The organism is Rhizobium sp. RAF36, from assembly GCF_052114105.1.
In the GTDB taxonomy this organism is placed as follows: domain Bacteria; phylum Pseudomonadota; class Alphaproteobacteria; order Rhizobiales; family Rhizobiaceae; genus Rhizobium.
In genome coordinates this window covers 26,615-43,037 of sequence record NZ_JBFREC010000003.1, presented here as the reverse complement: position 1 = coordinate 43,037, position 16,423 = coordinate 26,615, and the positions used below count along the sequence as shown (strand labels likewise).

At 58.8% G+C, this 16,423-nt stretch carries 15 protein-coding genes and 4 pseudogenes; 10 read left to right on the top strand and 9 right to left on the bottom strand.

From position 1 onward, the window contains the following. The first annotated feature begins 128 nt into the window (after positions 1 to 128). From AB4Z25_RS11465 to AB4Z25_RS11455, 3 genes and pseudogenes are all read left to right on the top strand, one after another. Entirely contained in the window at positions 129 to 545 is a 417-nt protein-coding gene (locus tag AB4Z25_RS11465) for a winged helix-turn-helix transcriptional regulator (RefSeq protein ID WP_112390177.1), read from the top strand. Between the two features lie 306 nt (positions 546 to 851). Beyond that, positions 852 to 1,588, top strand: a pseudogene (locus AB4Z25_RS11460) (SDR family NAD(P)-dependent oxidoreductase). A gap of 142 nt (positions 1,589 to 1,730) precedes the next feature. Next, a complete protein-coding gene (locus AB4Z25_RS11455) occupies positions 1,731 to 2,306 on the top strand; it encodes a hypothetical protein (RefSeq protein ID WP_162698775.1) in 576 nt (191 codons plus the stop codon). 85 nt (positions 2,307 to 2,391) lie between these two features. On the opposite strand, the pseudogene AB4Z25_RS11450 reads toward AB4Z25_RS11455, so the two are convergent. The 3 genes and pseudogenes from AB4Z25_RS11450 to AB4Z25_RS11440 form a co-directional block, all read right to left on the bottom strand. Further along, positions 2,392 to 2,532, bottom strand: a pseudogene (locus tag AB4Z25_RS11450) (intradiol ring-cleavage dioxygenase); the annotation flags it as partial. A 98-nt stretch (positions 2,533 to 2,630) separates the two neighbouring features. Continuing rightward, positions 2,631 to 3,017, bottom strand: a pseudogene (locus tag AB4Z25_RS11445) (lipocalin-like domain-containing protein); the annotation flags it as partial. 49 nt (positions 3,018 to 3,066) lie between these two features. Beyond that, positions 3,067 to 3,900 carry an SDR family oxidoreductase gene (locus tag AB4Z25_RS11440; protein WP_112539140.1) on the bottom strand — a complete coding sequence of 278 codons (834 nt, stop codon included), beginning with the start codon at positions 3,898 to 3,900 and terminating at the stop codon, positions 3,067 to 3,069. A gap of 95 nt (positions 3,901 to 3,995) precedes the next feature. Here AB4Z25_RS11440 and AB4Z25_RS11435 point away from each other — a divergent pair, with 95 nt between their 5' ends. Further along, positions 3,996 to 4,895, top strand: a complete 900-nt coding sequence (locus AB4Z25_RS11435) for a LysR family transcriptional regulator (RefSeq protein ID WP_442208014.1) — start codon at positions 3,996 to 3,998, stop codon at positions 4,893 to 4,895. Positions 4,896 to 4,937: 42 nt separating this feature from the next. Here the strand turns inward: AB4Z25_RS11435 and AB4Z25_RS11430 are convergent, their stop codons facing one another. From AB4Z25_RS11430 to AB4Z25_RS11420, 3 genes are all read right to left on the bottom strand, one after another. Continuing rightward, a complete protein-coding gene (locus AB4Z25_RS11430; RefSeq protein WP_112390182.1) occupies positions 4,938 to 5,264 on the bottom strand; it encodes an Atu4866 domain-containing protein in 327 nt (108 codons plus the stop codon). Positions 5,265 to 5,360: 96 nt separating this feature from the next. Next, positions 5,361 to 5,906: a nuclear transport factor 2 family protein gene (locus AB4Z25_RS11425; protein ID WP_112445830.1), complete on the bottom strand. Its 546-nt coding sequence runs from the start codon at positions 5,904 to 5,906 to the stop codon at positions 5,361 to 5,363. A 95-nt stretch (positions 5,907 to 6,001) separates the two neighbouring features. Further along, complete coding sequence (locus tag AB4Z25_RS11420; RefSeq protein WP_112539114.1) at positions 6,002 to 7,060, bottom strand: aldo/keto reductase; 1,059 nt, start codon at positions 7,058 to 7,060, stop codon at positions 6,002 to 6,004. Between the two features lie 95 nt (positions 7,061 to 7,155). On the opposite strand from AB4Z25_RS11420, the gene AB4Z25_RS11415 reads away from it, so the two are divergent. From AB4Z25_RS11415 to AB4Z25_RS11405, 3 genes are all read left to right on the top strand, one after another. Then, a complete protein-coding gene (locus AB4Z25_RS11415; RefSeq protein ID WP_112539113.1) occupies positions 7,156 to 8,046 on the top strand; it encodes a LysR family transcriptional regulator in 891 nt (296 codons plus the stop codon). Positions 8,047 to 8,206: 160 nt separating this feature from the next. After that, positions 8,207 to 8,656 (top strand): MarR family transcriptional regulator, encoded by a 450-nt coding sequence (locus AB4Z25_RS11410; protein ID WP_112390708.1) that lies wholly within the window; start codon positions 8,207 to 8,209, stop codon positions 8,654 to 8,656. 4 nt (positions 8,657 to 8,660) lie between these two features. Beyond that, positions 8,661 to 9,470, top strand: coding sequence for an NAD-dependent epimerase/dehydratase family protein (locus tag AB4Z25_RS11405; protein ID WP_112390707.1), 810 nt, complete (start codon positions 8,661 to 8,663; stop codon positions 9,468 to 9,470). A 993-nt stretch (positions 9,471 to 10,463) separates the two neighbouring features. On the opposite strand, the gene AB4Z25_RS11400 is transcribed toward AB4Z25_RS11405, so the two are convergent. The 3 genes from AB4Z25_RS11400 to AB4Z25_RS11390 form a co-directional block, all read right to left on the bottom strand. Continuing rightward, positions 10,464 to 11,384: a nucleotidyl transferase AbiEii/AbiGii toxin family protein gene (locus AB4Z25_RS11400; protein ID WP_162698774.1), complete on the bottom strand. Its 921-nt coding sequence runs from the start codon at positions 11,382 to 11,384 to the stop codon at positions 10,464 to 10,466. After that, on the bottom strand, positions 11,374 to 11,994 hold the full coding sequence (locus tag AB4Z25_RS11395) for a type IV toxin-antitoxin system AbiEi family antitoxin domain-containing protein (protein ID WP_112390705.1): 621 nt from the start codon (positions 11,992 to 11,994) through the stop codon (positions 11,374 to 11,376). Before AB4Z25_RS11395 ends, AB4Z25_RS11400 begins: the two co-directional genes overlap by 11 nt. 1,180 nt (positions 11,995 to 13,174) lie before the next feature. Beyond that, a complete protein-coding gene (locus AB4Z25_RS11390) occupies positions 13,175 to 14,314 on the bottom strand; it encodes an RHE_PE00001 family protein (RefSeq protein WP_442208013.1) in 1,140 nt (379 codons plus the stop codon). A 151-nt stretch (positions 14,315 to 14,465) separates the two neighbouring features. Here AB4Z25_RS11390 and AB4Z25_RS11385 point away from each other — a divergent pair, with 151 nt between their 5' ends. The 3 genes and pseudogenes from AB4Z25_RS11385 (at position 14,466) to AB4Z25_RS11375 (ending at position 16,288) form a co-directional block, all read left to right on the top strand. Continuing rightward, entirely contained in the window at positions 14,466 to 14,876 is a 411-nt protein-coding gene (locus AB4Z25_RS11385; protein WP_442208012.1) for a type II toxin-antitoxin system Phd/YefM family antitoxin, read from the top strand. 53 nt (positions 14,877 to 14,929) lie between these two features. Then, complete coding sequence (locus tag AB4Z25_RS11380; protein WP_442208011.1) at positions 14,930 to 15,154, top strand: hypothetical protein; 225 nt, start codon at positions 14,930 to 14,932, stop codon at positions 15,152 to 15,154. Beyond that, positions 15,147 to 16,288: pseudogene (locus AB4Z25_RS11375) on the top strand (tyrosine-type recombinase/integrase). The gene AB4Z25_RS11380 and the pseudogene AB4Z25_RS11375 overlap by 8 nt, the downstream one beginning before the upstream one ends. Positions 16,289 to 16,423: the final 135 nt, after the last annotated feature.

Sequence of the window (16,423 nt, the reverse complement as noted above, 5' to 3'; positions counted from 1 at the left end):
ATGTGCTCCTTCACTGAGATCAGACTAAGCTGGCGGCCCGCACACTCATTGACAAGTATGCACCTTTTGGTAAGTACGTAGAAATGGTATCAGATCAGTCACACTTCAACTCGTCGTCAACGCAGGCTATGCCAGCGGCTAAAACCTGCACCCCAACGCTGGCCGGGTTTACTTGCGGCCTAGACGCGACGTTGCGTGTTATTGCGGGCAAGTGGAAACCGCTGATCCTGTACTTCGTCGCCCAGGGCGGCCCAACCCGATACGGCGCGCTACGGCGAGCCGTGCGCGACGTCAGTGACAAGATGCTGATCCAGCAGCTCAAGGAGTTGGAGGCGGACGGTCTCGTGAAGCGGACCGACTACAAAGAGATTCCACCAAGGGTCGACTACAGTCTCACCCCGTTGGGTAGGAGCCTGGCCGAAGCCCTTGTGCCGCTCTGCTCATGGGGCACAGACAACATGGCCGAGGTTACCCGCGTCTTCGCCGAGCGTGAGGCTTTGCAGGATGGACGGATTGCTTCGAAGCGATCGGCGGCCGCCGAATAGGAATCTCTTTGCGTATCGCGCGCCTATTGAGTGTTACAAAGCGGCCGCCTTGAGGGGATGTGAACCGAAGACCTAGTTGTTATAGAGCCATCCAGTCGAAATCTCTTTGTAATGTACATTGGTTACCTGGTTGGAATGAGCGATTGCGCCGGGAAGTAGGCTTACGGCTATGGTCGACTCTTTTTCTTGACGGGATTACGCGGACTGTACGGCGCGGCTGGCATATTCGTTGTGGAGGCGCTGTTGGCTCAGAGCATCCTGTTTGGGCGCAACGCCAAAGGTTCTCGTATACTCTCGGGAAAGCTCATGGAACTGCTTGGAAAACGGGCCTTGGTGAACGGCGGCTCACGCGGAATGGGACCGCGATCGCTTTTGCGCTTGCCGAGAATGGCGCCGACGTCGCCTTCACGTATCATCGCTCGGCCGATAGGGCTGCATCGGTGGTCAAGACTATCGAGGAAAAGGGCCGGCGCGGGCTGGCCATTCAAGCCGACAGTGCCGACCCGAACGCCATTCGGCGCGCCGTCAGCCATACGGTCGATGCACTCGGAGGGCTTGATATCCTGGTCAACAGTGCGGGCATCGGAACTGCCGGCATGACTGCGGATCTTCCCCTCGCCGACCTGCAGGCCATGCTTGATGTCAACGTTCGCGTGCCCGTCCTGTTCGCACAGGCGGCAATCCCACATCTTTCATCCGGTGGCCGGATCATCTCTCTCGGCTCCTCCCTGGCAGAGCGCGTCCCCTTCCCAGGTGTAACGGCTTACGCGATGTCGAAGTCGGCACTTCTGTCCTTCACGCGGGGGCTTTCGCGCGAACTTGGACCTCAAGGCATCACCGTCAATCTGGTTCTCCCGGGTTCAACTGACACGGAAATGAACCCCGCCAATGGGGAGAATGCTGACTATCAGCGGAGCCTCACCTCACTTGGCCGCTTCGGCGAACCCCGTGAAGTCGCCAGTGCAGTTGCTTTCCTGGCTGGTCCTGCGGCCAGTCTGATTACCGGCGCCGTTCTAAGTGTAGACGCCGGCTTCAACGCGTAATCCTCCACCTTATTCGGACGTCGGCCTTCCCGACGTCCGCTGGCCCTCGCATCGCGTCTTGACTGGTGCCGAAAGGGTCCAGAAGGCATCAAGGCGCGGCCACACTTGATAACCACAATCGGCCGAAGAGACCTTATCTGGTATGGAATTCGTCGGTACGCGATCAGCCCTGAGCAAGCCGACGATGCGATGTTCAGAGGCAGGAGTAACCAAGGGAATCAACACGATGATCGTTACAGGCAACTCCCGGATTCCCCTGCTCTTGCAGTCGGCATCACGCTTGCCCGGGCAAGACACCGTCCGTGAAGCACAGCAAGGAAAAGGAAATGGAAATCTCCCGTCTGTCTCGCTTGATCCCCGATATGGCTCGAAGCTTGCGGACGCGCTGTGGTCGATGGAGAGCAACGGCGTTGTGTTGGACCAAAAGCCTAACCGCGCCGCTCTCAGTAAAGACGAGAAACCCAATGCGGGTGACGAGTTCCTGAAGGTGTCCAAGATGACTCCAGCCGAACGCATCCGCTATTTCTTCCTGAAAGATCGCGAGCTTAATGAAGACAAGCTGGCTGCAATGAGCCAGAAGGATCGAGAGGCGATCGAACAGCAAATCAAGGAAATTATCCTCCAACAACTCGGGTTGGAAAACGAAGACGGCAAGCCTGACGACGCACCAGAACCCGCGCCGGAAGGGGATCCCATACCCTTGGATGCAACGCCGTGAAGCGGCGGCGTTCGCAATCGCCCGAACGGCTCAATGACATCCTGCAGGTCGGTAAAGCGGGGCGCCCGCTGAGATGCCATCTTCGTCAAACTACGAAATCAAACCGCCCGAACCCTCCGTCACCGGTTTGCTTGATGTCGAGGAGAAGCGCCTCGTCAAACAACCTGTCTCTGGTATTCCTCGCCTCGCCGGGAAAATAGAGCTGGGTGGTGAGGACGCGCCCACCCGCTGCCATTCAATCTTAATTTCAGTGCCTTCCGGCCTGCGGAACTGTTCGGTCATCCGGTCGCCGTCAACAACCATCCTCAGATCATCGCGTGTTCGTACGCTGCCGACCCAGTTCGGAAATGTCGATCCCTCGACACGATTTCCGCTGAATTCGCCCGTCTCATCGACGGTGTAAGTGCCGAAGAACCCGATGCTGTGTGACATCGCATTGCGATTTTCATCGTCAGTCCCCTCACCTCGTGCATTGGAAGCAAAGCGCGGGACGTCGGCGTCGGTCAGAACCTCTACAAAGTGCATGTCGGGTGTGAACACGAGAAGGCCATTGGGCTTTTCTCCATAGGCGGCGATGTTTTTTCCGCCGGAATCGATGGTTGCCGATACCATGCGCCAAGTGCCTACAACCTGGTTTTCAGCGGCTGTCTGGGCAAAAGCAGAAGCCGAGACAGTAAGGGCGAGAGCCAATATAGCTAGACGAATGGTCATGTTATCTTCTTTCCTGTTCTCGAAGTCCTTGGTTCCGGACCGCTGCGGTTCAAAGATCCTGCCTGTCGGCGGAATCTGCCACGTCTCTCTGTGCCTCAAGGGCGGACAGGCGTGCAGAAAGCGCCTTTGAGATAGAGGAATAGGCCGTGCTGCCTAGCGTCAGCCGCAGCGGTGGCTCCTCGCTCTCGGCGGCTGAGATCATTGCGGACACGGCGCGCACCGCATCCCCTTTGATCTCGAAGCTTCCGTCGCTGATCGCCCGGCGAACGGCGCCAGCCGGCGTTTCAGCGTAGGCATCCAACGGTATGGCCTGAACGAGATTCGCTCCGAAATTTGTGCCCGTCGGCCCGGGCTCGGCGATGATGACGTCGATGCCGAAAGGCGCCACTTCCTGTGCCACGGATTCGAGGAACCCCTCGATGCCCCACTTGGTCGCGTGATAGAGGCTGAAGCCCGGATAGGCGATCTGCCCGCCTTCGGACGAGACTTGAACGATCCGTCCACCGCCTTGCCGGCGAAGATGAGACATTGCTGCGCGGATCAGATGAATGGACCCCGTGAGATTTGTGGCGATCTGCCGGTCGATCTCTTCATTCGTCAGCTCCTCCGCAGCACCGAACAGGCCATAGCCCGCGTTGCTGACGATCACGTCTATGCGGCCATGCCGCTCAAAGGCTCGTTCGACGGCCGAGACAATGCTCTCCGGCTCGACCAGATCAAGCTGAACGGTATCCAGGCGCTCGCGATATTTCTGCTCAAGCTGCGTCAGCGTTCCTGGGCGGCGGAGCGTGGCGATGACGGTGTCCCCTTGGGCGAGTAACTGCTGCGTCATCTCAAGACCGAGCCCGGAGGAAGCGCCAGTGATGAACCATGTTCTTGTCATGTAATTTTCCTCATTGTTCATCTGCAAATGTAGATCCGGAGGATTGGTGCTGTAAGATCTTCAATTTGGGATAACGTGGTGAGGATAATTCACGAATGGTACGCCCCAGCTTGAACGACCTTGCCGCCTTTGCCGCGGTGGCCAATCATCAGAGCTTCCGCAGGGCGGCCGATGTCATGGGTGTTTCGCGCTCCGCCCTCAGCCACACGATCATCGGATTAGAAGCAAAACTGGACGTCCGCCTCTTCAATCGGACGACACGCAGCGTGTCGCTGACCCAGGCTGGCGCTCGCCTGCTTGCACGCCTCGATCCCGTTCTTCAGGATCTTGACCACGCGCTCGATACGCTCTCGGAGGAGCGCGGTACCCCAAGCGGAGCACTACGCATCAATGCGAACAAGAGCGGTGCCCGCATCCTGCTTGCTGACGTCGTCCCACGATTTCTCGATCTTTATCCCGACGTCGAACTTGATCTCGTGTCTGAAGGTCGGCTCGTCGATATCGTGGAACAGGGTTTCGACGCGGGCGTCCGACTGCTGGAAGCTGTTCCCAAAGATATGGTCTCGGTAAAGTTTGCAGGCGACGTTCGCTTCATCGCCGTGGCGGCGCCGTTCTATCTCAAGGGCAAAGCCGGACTGCAGACACCTGACGACCTCAATGCGCATTGCTGTATTCGCCAGCGTCTGCCGAGCGGCAAACGCTATCGCTGGGAGTTCTCAAAACGAGGTGCCGAAATTGCGGTCGATGTGCCCGGCAATCTCACGCTCGATGACAGCGATCTTCTCGTCCAGGCGGCGGTGGACGGGCGCGGTATCGCATATGTACCTGAATACTTTGCCCGATCTTTGCTCAAATCTGGCCAATTGGTGACTGTGCTCGATGACTGGTGTCCGCCTACACCCGGCTTGGCACTCTATTGCCCTCGCAGCCGGCACGTGCCGTCACCGCTACGAGCCTTCATCGACCTCCTCCGAGAGGTGGACAGGTCGCGATGACAGGGCGGCGCTGAGTGGGCACCGCCCCTGTCAACTGGTATGTTAAGGCGTCGCTTGCTGACGTCGCAAGATCATGCCGCCATGGTGCAGTGTGTTGGCATCGACGAAATCGCCGTCGGCAGTAAAGCCCGTGTCGTCCCAGTATTCGATATGCGTCCCGTCGACTTCGTAGCGGCCTTGATAGGCCCGCTCGCGCTGGCCGCGGGCCTCGACATAGCGTCCGTTCGGCAGAAGTTCATGGCGAACCCGGTTGTCGTCGGTGACCCACATGCCGGCATAAGGATGGTTCGGATGCAAATTGGTCTCCTGTGCTTCTGCGGGTTGGATAGAAAGGGTGGCCGTGATGAGTGCAGCAAATGCCTGTCGCATGGTCTGGCTCCACTAAGGTTCTCGGTTTGGAGGCGATCGCGCATGGATGCTTGGTGCGGTTCGGCAGACGCACATCTGCCGAACCGCGGGCGTCGGTCATTGGGACCGCGGGGCGTTGTTGTCGACGACCTGCTGATAGGCAACAAGGTCCAGAAAGGCCTCCGCATTGACGACGAGGCCGTCCTTCATTTTGAGTATCCAGACGAACTGGTTGCGATAAGGTGCGCCCGACATCGTGGTCGCTGTTCCGTCGAAGCGGATAATGACCGTGTCGCCGTCGGCGAAGATGTTGTGCACCTCCGGCGCGATCGGGGTCGCGAGCCGGCTGGTCAGAGGACGCGATGCCTGTTCGATGAAGTCCTTCTGGTTAAGATAGGTGCCAGCGACCGGTCCGGAACCATGGATCGTCCAGACGACATCGGGAGCGAGAAGTTCCGCGAAGACATAGGTGCCTCCACGCCACTTTTCGAAGGCGGCTTCCACGATCGCTTTGTTCCGTTGCTCGATCGCGGCACTGTCCGTAACCTGCGTTGCCGCGGTGTCGGCGAAGGCTGCGCCCGGCAGGGCGAGCGACAGCAATCCCAGTGCAATCAGAGCTGTTCGGCTCGCGCGGGCGATATGGTGGTACCTCGGGAGGGTCATGATATCGGTCCTTTCCTGTTGCTGACGGTTTGTTGGGACCTATCGACTGGCATGAAGATCATGCACCGTCGACAGGCCCCACATCGTCTGAAGGGTCAGCCGCGGCGTTCGACCGCAGCGTTGCCGAAGATCAGTTGCTGGACGAGGGGACGTTGCGTGAAGCGAGCGGGAAAGACGGGGCTCGGGGCGCTGATCCGGTTTAAACGATCCAGTTGTTCCGGCGTCAGCAGCAGATCCAGAGCTCCAAGATTGTCTTCGGCCTGAGCGAACGTGCGGGCGCCGATGATGGGGGAGACGACCGTCGGATTGGCCAGCGTCCACGCAAGCGCCACTTGCGATGGTGTGGAGTTGGCCTGCTCGGCGACGGCTCGAACCTCGTCCGCGATTTCGATTGCGCGCTCGTTCAGGTGACCGGACGACGCTATGACACCCTTGCGGCTGGCGGACACAGCCGCCTCTCGTGAATCTTCTACGTCGGCAAGGGAATATTTGCCTGTGAGGACGCCACCGCCGAGCGGTGACCACGGAAGCACCCCAAGGCCCAGAGCCTCAGCCGCCGGTATAAGCTCGTGCTCGACCGTCCGTTCCACGAGGCTGTATTCGATCTGCAGCGCCACGAAAGGCGACCAGCCGCGAATGTCGGCGAGCGTCTGCATTTGCGTAACGCGCCATCCAGGGGTGTTGCAAATGCCGAGATAGAGCACTTTTCCGGACCGAATGAGGTCGTCGAGCCCTCGCATGACCTCATCCGGCCGGGTCGTCATGTCCCACGCATGCAGATAAAGGAGGTCGATGCGATCCGTGGCGAGTTGCTTCAAGCTCTGCTCAACGGAGCGCACCATGTTCAGGCGGTGGTTACCGCCTGAGTTCGGGTTGGCCGGGTCGCGTGCCATCGTAAATTTCGTCGCAAGAACGATCCGCTCGCGCTTGTCGCCGATAAAGGTTCCTAGCAAACGTTCAGCGCCTCCATTGGTGTAGTTCACCGATGTATCGACGAAGTTACCGCCGCGATCGACATAGAGATCGAAGATGCGGCGGGCCTCATCGCCGTCCGCACCCCATCCCCACTCGGAACCGAAGGTCATCGTTCCAAGGCTCAATGGCGAAACGCGCAAACCCGACCTTCCAAGAAGTCTGTAGTGATCAAGCGTCATGTTGGCTGTCTCCTGTTAGTGAGACAAAGGTAGGCGTATCGATAAGATGGGACAACTTGCTCAATAGTGACCAAGCTGGTAATATTTACTAACCAATGGCAATCGATCTGAACGGCATTTCTGTTTTCTTGGCGGTCGCCGAAGCGCGGAGCTTTCGCATTGCCGCGGAGAATTTGGGCGTCACCCGGCCAGCGGTCAGCCAGACCATCCGCCGTCTCGAAGATCGGCTGGGCGTCGCCCTGGTGCAGCGCACGACACGCAGCGTGGGTCTCACAGAGGCGGGCGAACGACTATATCAGCGCGTGGCGCCGGCAATTTCCGAAGTCGGAATGGCCCTTGACGCGACGGCGGACCGCGACAGCGCACCGAGCGGACTGTTGAAGCTGGCGGTGTCATCCATCGCCGAGCAGTTCATCTCCGGGCCGCTACTGGCGTGTTTCGCGGATGCCTTTCCAGCAGTTCAGGTTGACGTAACTGTAACGGACGAGGAATTCGACATCGTCGCGGAAGGCTATGACGCTGGGGTGCGGCTCGGCGAAGTCATCGATCAGGACATGATTGGCGTCCCCGTCTCGGGCGATCAGCGCCAGGGCGCCTTCGCCGCGCCTTCCTACATCGAGCGTTTCGGCAAGCCTGAGCATCCTTCGGAACTTTCGGCCCATCGTTGTATCGGCTGGCGCCCAGCGCCACACAGTGCGCCCTATCGCTGGGAGTTCGGGCAGAATGGACGTGAGTTCGACGTGGCTGTCGACCCGCAGATCACCACCAATGACATGTGGCTTATGATCCGCACAGCCTGTGCCGGCGGTGGCATCACCTTCGGTATGGAAGACACGTTCAAACGCTATGTCGCATCCGGTCAACTGGTCCCTCTCCTTCAGGACTATTGCCCACCCTTTGCCGGCTTCTTTCTCTACTACCCCAGCCGCCGCAATCTCGCTCCGAAACTGCGTGCACTCGTCGACCATGTGAAGCGGTGGCGATAGCGCTTGCCCATAAAGCCGCTGTCGTGGCCGAGCGCGACCGCTCAGCTTCCGATCCAGCAATCCGACATTCCCCAATCCGTAACCGATCGCCTAAGACTTGACATTCGTTTGCTACCTTGCGATTTTGGTTTGGTAGCGAACGAATTCACGGGTCTCTAACATGAGCGAACATGCGGACACCAAAAATCTCTCTGTCGGCGCATGGACGAAGCGGTGTTACTTCGCGGGCCGAGCCCTCATGGACGAGCGTCTGCGGCCTTTCGATCTGGGATCCACGCAATGGTATGTCCTCTGGTATCTCGTCAACAACGGCCCGTCCGTCCAACGAGACCTCGGCCGCGCACTTGAACTTGAACGCGCGACCTTGAGCGGGATTATTGCCACACTCGTCCGCAAGGATTTGGTCGCGCAGACCGCGGATGGAGGCGATCAGCGTCAACGTCTACTGAAGCTGACAGCCACAGGTGAGGCGCTGTGGCGCAGAATTCCTGATCTTTCTGTCATTCACGACGCCGCCTTCGGCGGGATCGACGAGGCCGACCTGGCCACGACCATCCGTGTCCTCAAATCTGCGACCGAACGACTGCAGACCCTGTTGCGAAAGGATTGAGTAAATGACCGTATTGATCACCGGAGCCACCGGGCTCGTTGGCGAGCGCCTTCTGCCGAGGCTGGTGGAGGCCGGCTATACTTGCCGCATCCTGCTCCGCGCGGGCAAGGACTGCCCTGAAGGAACAGAAGCCGTGACGGGCGATATTCGCGACCCTTCGACCCTGACGAACGCCGTCCAAGGGATTTCCGCTATCGTGCACCTCGCCGCCGTGTTTCGCACACAAGACACCGATCTCATCTGGAAGAGCAACCTCGATGGGACACGCAACTTGATCGCTGCTGTGAAGACCCACGCTCCCGACGCGCGGTTCATCATGTCTAGCACCAGCCATGTCTACAATAAGGACAATCCGCATCCGGGAAGAGAGGACGACCCGGTCGATCCTCAGCACGCCTATCCCGCAAGCAAGGTCGCCTCAGAAAAGGAACTGCGCGAAAGCGGGTTGAACTGGTCCATCCTCCGCTTCCCCTTCGTCTATGGCGACGGTGACGGACATCTTCAATCTCTTCCCAACCACGTCAGCACCTGGCATCCGGCCCAGCGCATGAGCACGATCCACCATCGTGACATCGCCCAGGCAGTCACGCTAGCGCTGAAGGGTGTATTCGATCGGCGCATCGTGAACTTGGCCGACGAGACGCCCTCCTCAATCTATGAACTTGCGGGCATGGTGGGGAAGCGCTTGGACTCAAGTAGCGAGCCTCTCTCAAATCCCTGGTATCTGCATGTCGATACGTCCCTCGCCCGCAGTCTGGGTTTTCATCCCAGAATCAGGACCGTCTACCAAGCTTGGCAGGAAGGAGTTTCGTAGGCGGGTCAAAGAACTTGGTGGCCGAGCTCGACATTTGGCCTGTTAGCGTCTGTTGCCTCAGCGGGTGACAGGCAAAGCCTATGGAACAACATCGGGGCGTTGTCCGCCTTGGCTAGGCATGTGACGGAGAGAATACGACGCGAGGACTTGTCGCATCAGAACCATCCGCCGTCTGGTGACCGACCGGAGGCATCGGCTATCTTAGCGGCACGATGTCCACCGCTTCAACGCTTAACTTTCCCAGGATCAGATCAGTAAGCCCTAAGATCGGCCTGCCTGGCGCTTATTCCCCACTGGAAACCGGACCGCCAAAACATTATCGAGAATGGATCCCCAAGATAAGATGGTAGGCAATCATGCAGCGTTCCCACAACCCACTTGCTAGAGTCATTCTGCATTGAATACCGGAGTGCCGGCGGGGTTTCCGCGTCTCAATGGGTATGTGATCATCCCAAATGAAGCCGTTGCGACGGTCGCCTACATAACCTGGATCGGGATCGAACGCTCTCCTTATCCAAAGCGCTCTTGCCTGAAAGACTTTGGCCTGATCGATCTTCCATTTCCACTGCGGAAGATGTCGTTATCGCCAGTGGGTACATTGACATCTCGGCGCGACCGCGCTTCGGGAATGACCAGATACGAACTCTCTCGTGGCGTGGTCGCATTTCCGTCAGTGGGGGACCAAGTCCTTATCCCGACACCCCCGCAGGTCGAAGCCATCGTGGGCGCGAGGGACGACGATAAGAGAGTCTGCCGAGCAGTAGGTTGAGGTGCTCTGCTTGGAAGACAGCAGAGAGCCACGGCTCGATGTGCTTTCGAGCACTATTGGTCAGAGAATCCAGTTCATCTGGGTCAGTGGGTAGATCGTCCCAGGCGCCAGAGTGGCTGCCTACGCGATAAAAGTGCTTCTTATCCATACTTCCCCCCAACCGCGACAGCGGCTCCTTTCTTCGTCAGTCGCACCATGCGGGACGGAGAAATTTTCTCGTTCCGCTACGCCTCATTGATTGCTTCCCCCGGCGACCACGGCCCGCTCGGCGGCCAAATTCGTTCTTCCTTCGATCCGACGACCAACGGCATCAAGAAGAGGCGAAGATCGGCGACGGTAGCGGCGAAAGCATCTGGCGCGGCTGCCATCCGGTCCCGGTCCAGGAAGGCGCGCCATTGAGCGGTCCATGCTTCCGCGAATTCATCGGTCAGACCGACCGGAACAACAGACGGGAGGACCGTTCCGCGTCGTTCGAAGGTCCGCTGAATTGCCTCGACAAGGGGAGCCTGGCGAAGTTCGAATGTTCGGGAGATCACCCAGAGATCATAGAAATCCTTGAGCCGGCTATTGGCCACGCCGAGCGTTACGAGCGCTTCGAATTTCTCGGCCACCACCGTTTCGACCGGATATGCGCGAAGGCGCGGCGTTGGGGCGTCCAGCAGGGTGGGGTAGTCGATCTCGACGGCCGCAGGTGTAATGGCGTCGCCGAAACCAATGTCGACCTGGATCGGAATACGCGCCCCGGCGATGGTTGCCGTTGTGCGGACCCGCACACCACCATATTCCGCCTCCTCACGGATCGGGGCCGCCATCAGCGCGGCGACATCAAACGTCACACCGTCATCGGCGACCGGCTGCGCACAAATGGCCCGGAAGGTTTCGGCAATTGCCTCGGCGTCGCTGTTGCCGTGGCCAAGCAGATCCAGATCGCGCGTGGGCCGAAACGGATCGGCGACCCATGTCACGAAGAGCATCGCACCTTTGAGGATGAAGCGGTCGCGGTGCGGCGACGCGCTTAGCCGGTAGAGCAGACGCTCGAGCGCATATCGCGTCAGGAGAATCTGGAAATCCGATCGCTCGGCACGTGCCCGATCGAGGAGCCGCGCTCGCACTGATGCGCCGATGTTGCGAGGCTCACGCGGCATCAGACACCATTGCCTCAACGTAAGGACGCATGATCGACCAGACCCGCGCCTTGCGCGCGTAACGCCAGATTTGATCCGGTTTGCATCGGCGACGGCGGAGACCCTCGCGCAGTCCCTCCATCGCGACGTCGAGGCCGATCTTCGTCCGGTAGCGAAAGCAATCGACAATTGTCCTCGCCGGATCCGTGATGGGAACGTCGACATTTTCGATGCGGTGACGCTCGACCCCTTCGGTCAGTGCCCACCCAGTGAAGCGCACGAACCGAATAGGCGGATAATCGATCTTGGGCCGCCAGGCGGTACGGTTGATCGCCATCCATACAGCCGACGGCATTTGCAGCGTCAGTTCGTGGTACTGGAGGGCTGAAGTTAGGCAAATCACACCCTTTGGAACCAGAACTGCCGCCTCAGCGAGCGCATGGGCAGCCTCGACTTGTGCATCTGGGAGTTGATAAAGGCCCCGTGCCGGGCGGATGACCGCCTCCTCCCGGACCAGGCGCGCAAGCGTCTCTGGGCCGATACCTTCGGCAGCGAACTCTTTTAGCCGGAGCATGCCCCGAGCATCTAGGAGTTTCAGCGCACGGAGCCGCTGGTCGCTTTTGGATGACATGGCTCGTGATGTTTCCTATGCCTTTGCAGATTAAAGCAGAGGTTTTATCACGCGACGACCTTCGTGAAAAGTTTGATCATTGTCTTCAGGCCCGTAAGTTTCGCTATTTAGAATCGGAGCGTTCGTGGAGCCCCGGTTAGCTCGAAGAATTTCGATAAAAAGCGTTCACGGCTTGCTACAGGCGACAGGAACCTAACTTCGATATCTGCAGGCCTGATGTTCGACGGCCGTACCCAACAATCCGTGCCTTCGGGCATTACCTGTGCTTGCTCCGCCGCCAGAACGCGAAGGTCTGCTCGCTTAATCTCAGCCTTGGCATTTAAGTCAATATGAAAGCGGCTACAAATAGCAGACTCGACATTCGACTCGATCTCTTTGTACTGGGGCAACAATTGCTTCAGAGGACGGGTAATGTCCCCAAGGAAAGCCTCGGCCGCGTCATGTAGGAGAGCTTCACGCTTGTAGTTTTCGACTGTTTCGCTGACATAAAGCGAATGCTCAGCGACAGAGTAGAACTTCTTACATTGACCCGCGTAGCGACAAATATTCGAAAGACCTTGTGCAATATCAACAATTGTAAAAGTGCTGTTTCATGGATCTAATAAATCGAACCAGTTACAGCTGGCGAGCATAATACTAGGGCCAGATTTTACTTTGATAGCGATGTTCCGCCATCATGTATATCGATTGTTTCGTTCACAATGAGATGAAGTTCCAGGGCGGCTAATCGCTCAAGAACCGCCAAAACCTCTTACACGTCTTTTAGACCGTAAACGAACTCTCTGCTTCGGGGACTGCTCGGTTCATAACTCCTGACATTGACCATCTTATCAGAGCTATGCTCCAATAGCGCATCAACCGCCTCTCGTGCACTCAATAATAGATGGTTGGCATCAAAGCCGGAGACGCGACTATAACTTTGTGTAAGGGAGCCTTTTCCGTTTGGTCGAAACCCAACGAACTGGGCCACGTTCGCCGTTGCCGCAAGCGCGTTCAAAATCTCGTCTTTGTGCAGCACCATCGCAATGCCCTCTCTCTTCTGTCGGGCCGCTCTTATCCAAAAGTGGCGTCAGATAACAATGTTCTGACCTTTATTTCTCGCAATTACCTCCACGTCGTGCGAGTTGACGGCGAGTGCCGACATCGATCAGGCCGCGGGTCAGCTGATCGGTTGCCGGGGTTAAACAAGTCCCCATGCCCGAAACCTCCCCCTCCCCGTCAACTCCCGCAGACCCAGCTCCAAAACAATCCGCCGCGCCGCCTGCGGCGTCACGTCAAGGGTCTTCGCCACCATGCCGCCCGACACCAATGGCTTCGCCATCACCAGCTCGACGAGCTCTGGCAGCTTTGACGACGTCCGTCGCCCCTCCAGTTTTCGGTCCATCATCGTTTTTGCAAGCGTCAGCCTGTCGTGCTCTTTCATGCCGATCTCGGCGACCGCCAAAAAACCGTGGGCGATGGCAAGCAGCCGGGTTTCGCGATCACTATGCCGGCGCCGATCGACGGGGATGGTTTTGAGGCCGAGATTGATTGCGGCGAGATGGGCGCCAGTCGTGATGCCGGCTTCCCGCAGGATAGAAGCAGCCAGAAGTCGGCCGAGCCATGGCGCGTGCTGAAGCGCGGACAGCTCGTTCCAGGCATCGAGGGCGACGATCGCCTGCAGCATCGTCGGCAAGCCCTCAGCCTGCCGTAGCAAGACGCGCCATTCCTCCAACCTGGAATCCTCGTCCCAGTCTAGATCGTAAATCATCGGATCTTTGTCCTGAACGCCGCCACGCCCTAATCGTTTGGCGTTCTCGATCGCAGCCTCCGATCGGGCGAGCACCGCATCGATGACGGCATAATCGACGCCGGGGAGATTTCCGATGTCGTCGTCGTCCTCCCCCTCCCCTTCCGAGTGGATCGCGGCCGTCGGCCAAATAAAATCGGCCGTCGTCGCCTTGTCCTCACCGCCCGACCCGATCTCCGGGGTTTTCCGCAGAGAGCGGATGCCGTCGGAAGAGAGCGCCCAATCCGGGGATTGGCCGGCGATCCGCCGACGCGTGCGCAGGACGTCGCGGGCGATTGTCAGCTCATGGGTCGGCGTGCGAATGTCCTTCGTGGCGTCGTGGAGGACGAGGTCTTCGAGATGGACGAGTTCACCGTCGATCCACAGCGAGGCGCAGGCGTCAGTGAAATGGGTGCGCTCAATCCAGCCGGCGCCGACCGGCGAACGGGCGATGCGCTCGTCCAGACGCGCAAGTTCGACACCGGCCCGAAATGCCGGCTCCAACAAGGGTGTCATGCTGATTTTCGCAAGATCGTAAGCCATTGAAATCATGGTAAATGATTTCGTAAAGGAACGCTATTGGAATATTACGGTTCCTCACATGGTATGATTGTCGGTTAAGACTATAACCATCGATAAGTGCCTCTTATCGATGGTTATGACACCATATTGTTGACCAACACGCAACGCGAGCATACTTTAAGTGCTCGGAACCAACCTCAATAGGCTCCGTTGCAAAGTGACGACGACAGTTACGATCTCTGAGGCTAAGACCCATCTTTCCGAGCTGCTAGTTCGTGTTGAAGCTGGCGAAGATCTCAACATCACACGCGGCAACGATCCAGTCGCGCATGTCACGTGTGCACGCAAGCCTACCGACTTACAATTGCTGCTCGCTGAAGTCCGGGCATCGCGTCTGAAAGCTGCCGTCTCCACCCACGAGGAAATCTTATCGTGGCGCGACAAGGACGCCGCTAATGGCATTTCGTCGTTTACGCCTCGCTCGCCGCCGCCTGGCTTTTGCCGGAAGAGTATTCTGAAGCAGCGGAGACAGCCATTGCCTCGATTCGGAGCCCTGCCCGATGCCGTCACTGTTCTGGTTGGGGATTCGTAACATTTTGACTTTGTCCGAGAGGCGCGGCCGGGTCCGGCCGGGTGGTGCGCTTGTTGATGGAGCGTGTCCGCCGGTTGCCGCTCTACGACGCCGGGATTGGCGGCGACAGTTCGGTTCTTCTGTTGGCAGCCAGCTATACGCTGAGCGCTTACGATGCTGCGTATTTGGCGCGTGCCCTCAATCGATGCATTCGCCTCGCAACGCTGGACCGCGAGCTGTCTGCTGCTGCGCGCAAGGAAGGGGTAGCGGTTCTCGGCCCTTTCTCACACAGTGAATGACTGTACAGCCTCCGATGTCGTTAGCCGCCGGGCGATCGACCTCGACACACTCGCCGCGGTCCTGCCGATCGAGCGACGGGATGAGCTAGCAGAGCTGCTGACCGACCAGGACGTCGAAACCCTTCGTCATCTGGTCAATGAGGGCATGGGCGCAAACTCCCTGCGGGCTCTCACATTGGATCTATCCTATCTGCAGGCATGGGCGCTGGCTGCGACGTGAAGCGCCCTGCCCTGGCCCACACCCGAAGCTTGCTTCTCAAGTTCGTTGCCCATCATCTTTGGTTGCCGGAGAAGCGCGAGACCGATCCCAACCACGGCATGCCTGCAGATGTCGAATTGAATTTGCGTGACGGAGGCTTCCTGCGCGTGACAGGCCCACACTCGCCTTCGACCGTTCGGCGCCGTCTTGCGCACTGGTCGACGCTGACGAAGTGGCGCGGCCTAGATGGAGTCTTCGCCTCCCCTGCCCTGAAGTCGGCGATCCGGCTTCAGTGCGTGCCGCCGGGCGACCGCGTCAGCGTAAAAGCAGGAAGGCGTTGACGGGCGATGTTGTCGCCCGCCTGATTGCCACCTGTGCCGGCGGAAGTCTGCGCGACCTTCGTGACCGCGCCGTGCTCATGGTTGCCTTTGGATCGGGTGGCCGCCGGCGTAGCGAGTTCGCTTCATTGCGCTATGACCAGATTGCCCGGCTATCCCGTCGAGCTCGACGACGGGACGAAGCTTCCGTCGATCTCGATCGATCTTGGCCGCACCAAGACGAGCGATGGCAGCCGTGAAGAGATCGTCTTTCTCACCGGAGCGCCAGTCGATGCGCTGGATGCCTGGTTGGCGGCAGCCAAAATTCAAAAGGGCGGCGTCTTCCGCGCAATCGACCAATGGGGCAACATCTCCCGGCGGGCAATCGATGCGCAGTCGATCAATGCCATCGTCAAGCAGCGGGCCGAGAGCGCCGGTTTGGAACCCAGCGACTATTCCGCTCACAGCCTGCGCTCGGGCTTCCTAACGGAGGCTGCGCTGCGCAATGTCTCTCTTCTCGAGGCGATGGACCAGTCCCGCCATCGTTCGATGCAGCAGGCAGGCAGCTACTATAATGATGGACGTCGCAAGACCGGACTGGCCGCACGGTTACTCTGATCGCCGTGGGATTGGCCCTGGCCGGAAGGGTCAGTGTCAAAAGTTCCCCGCGGGGAACTTTTTAAAGTGGGTGCCGAACCCTTCGATGCTGCAGCTTACGGCCTGCCTCGAGGCCGTCTCGCTCCCAGCAGAAAA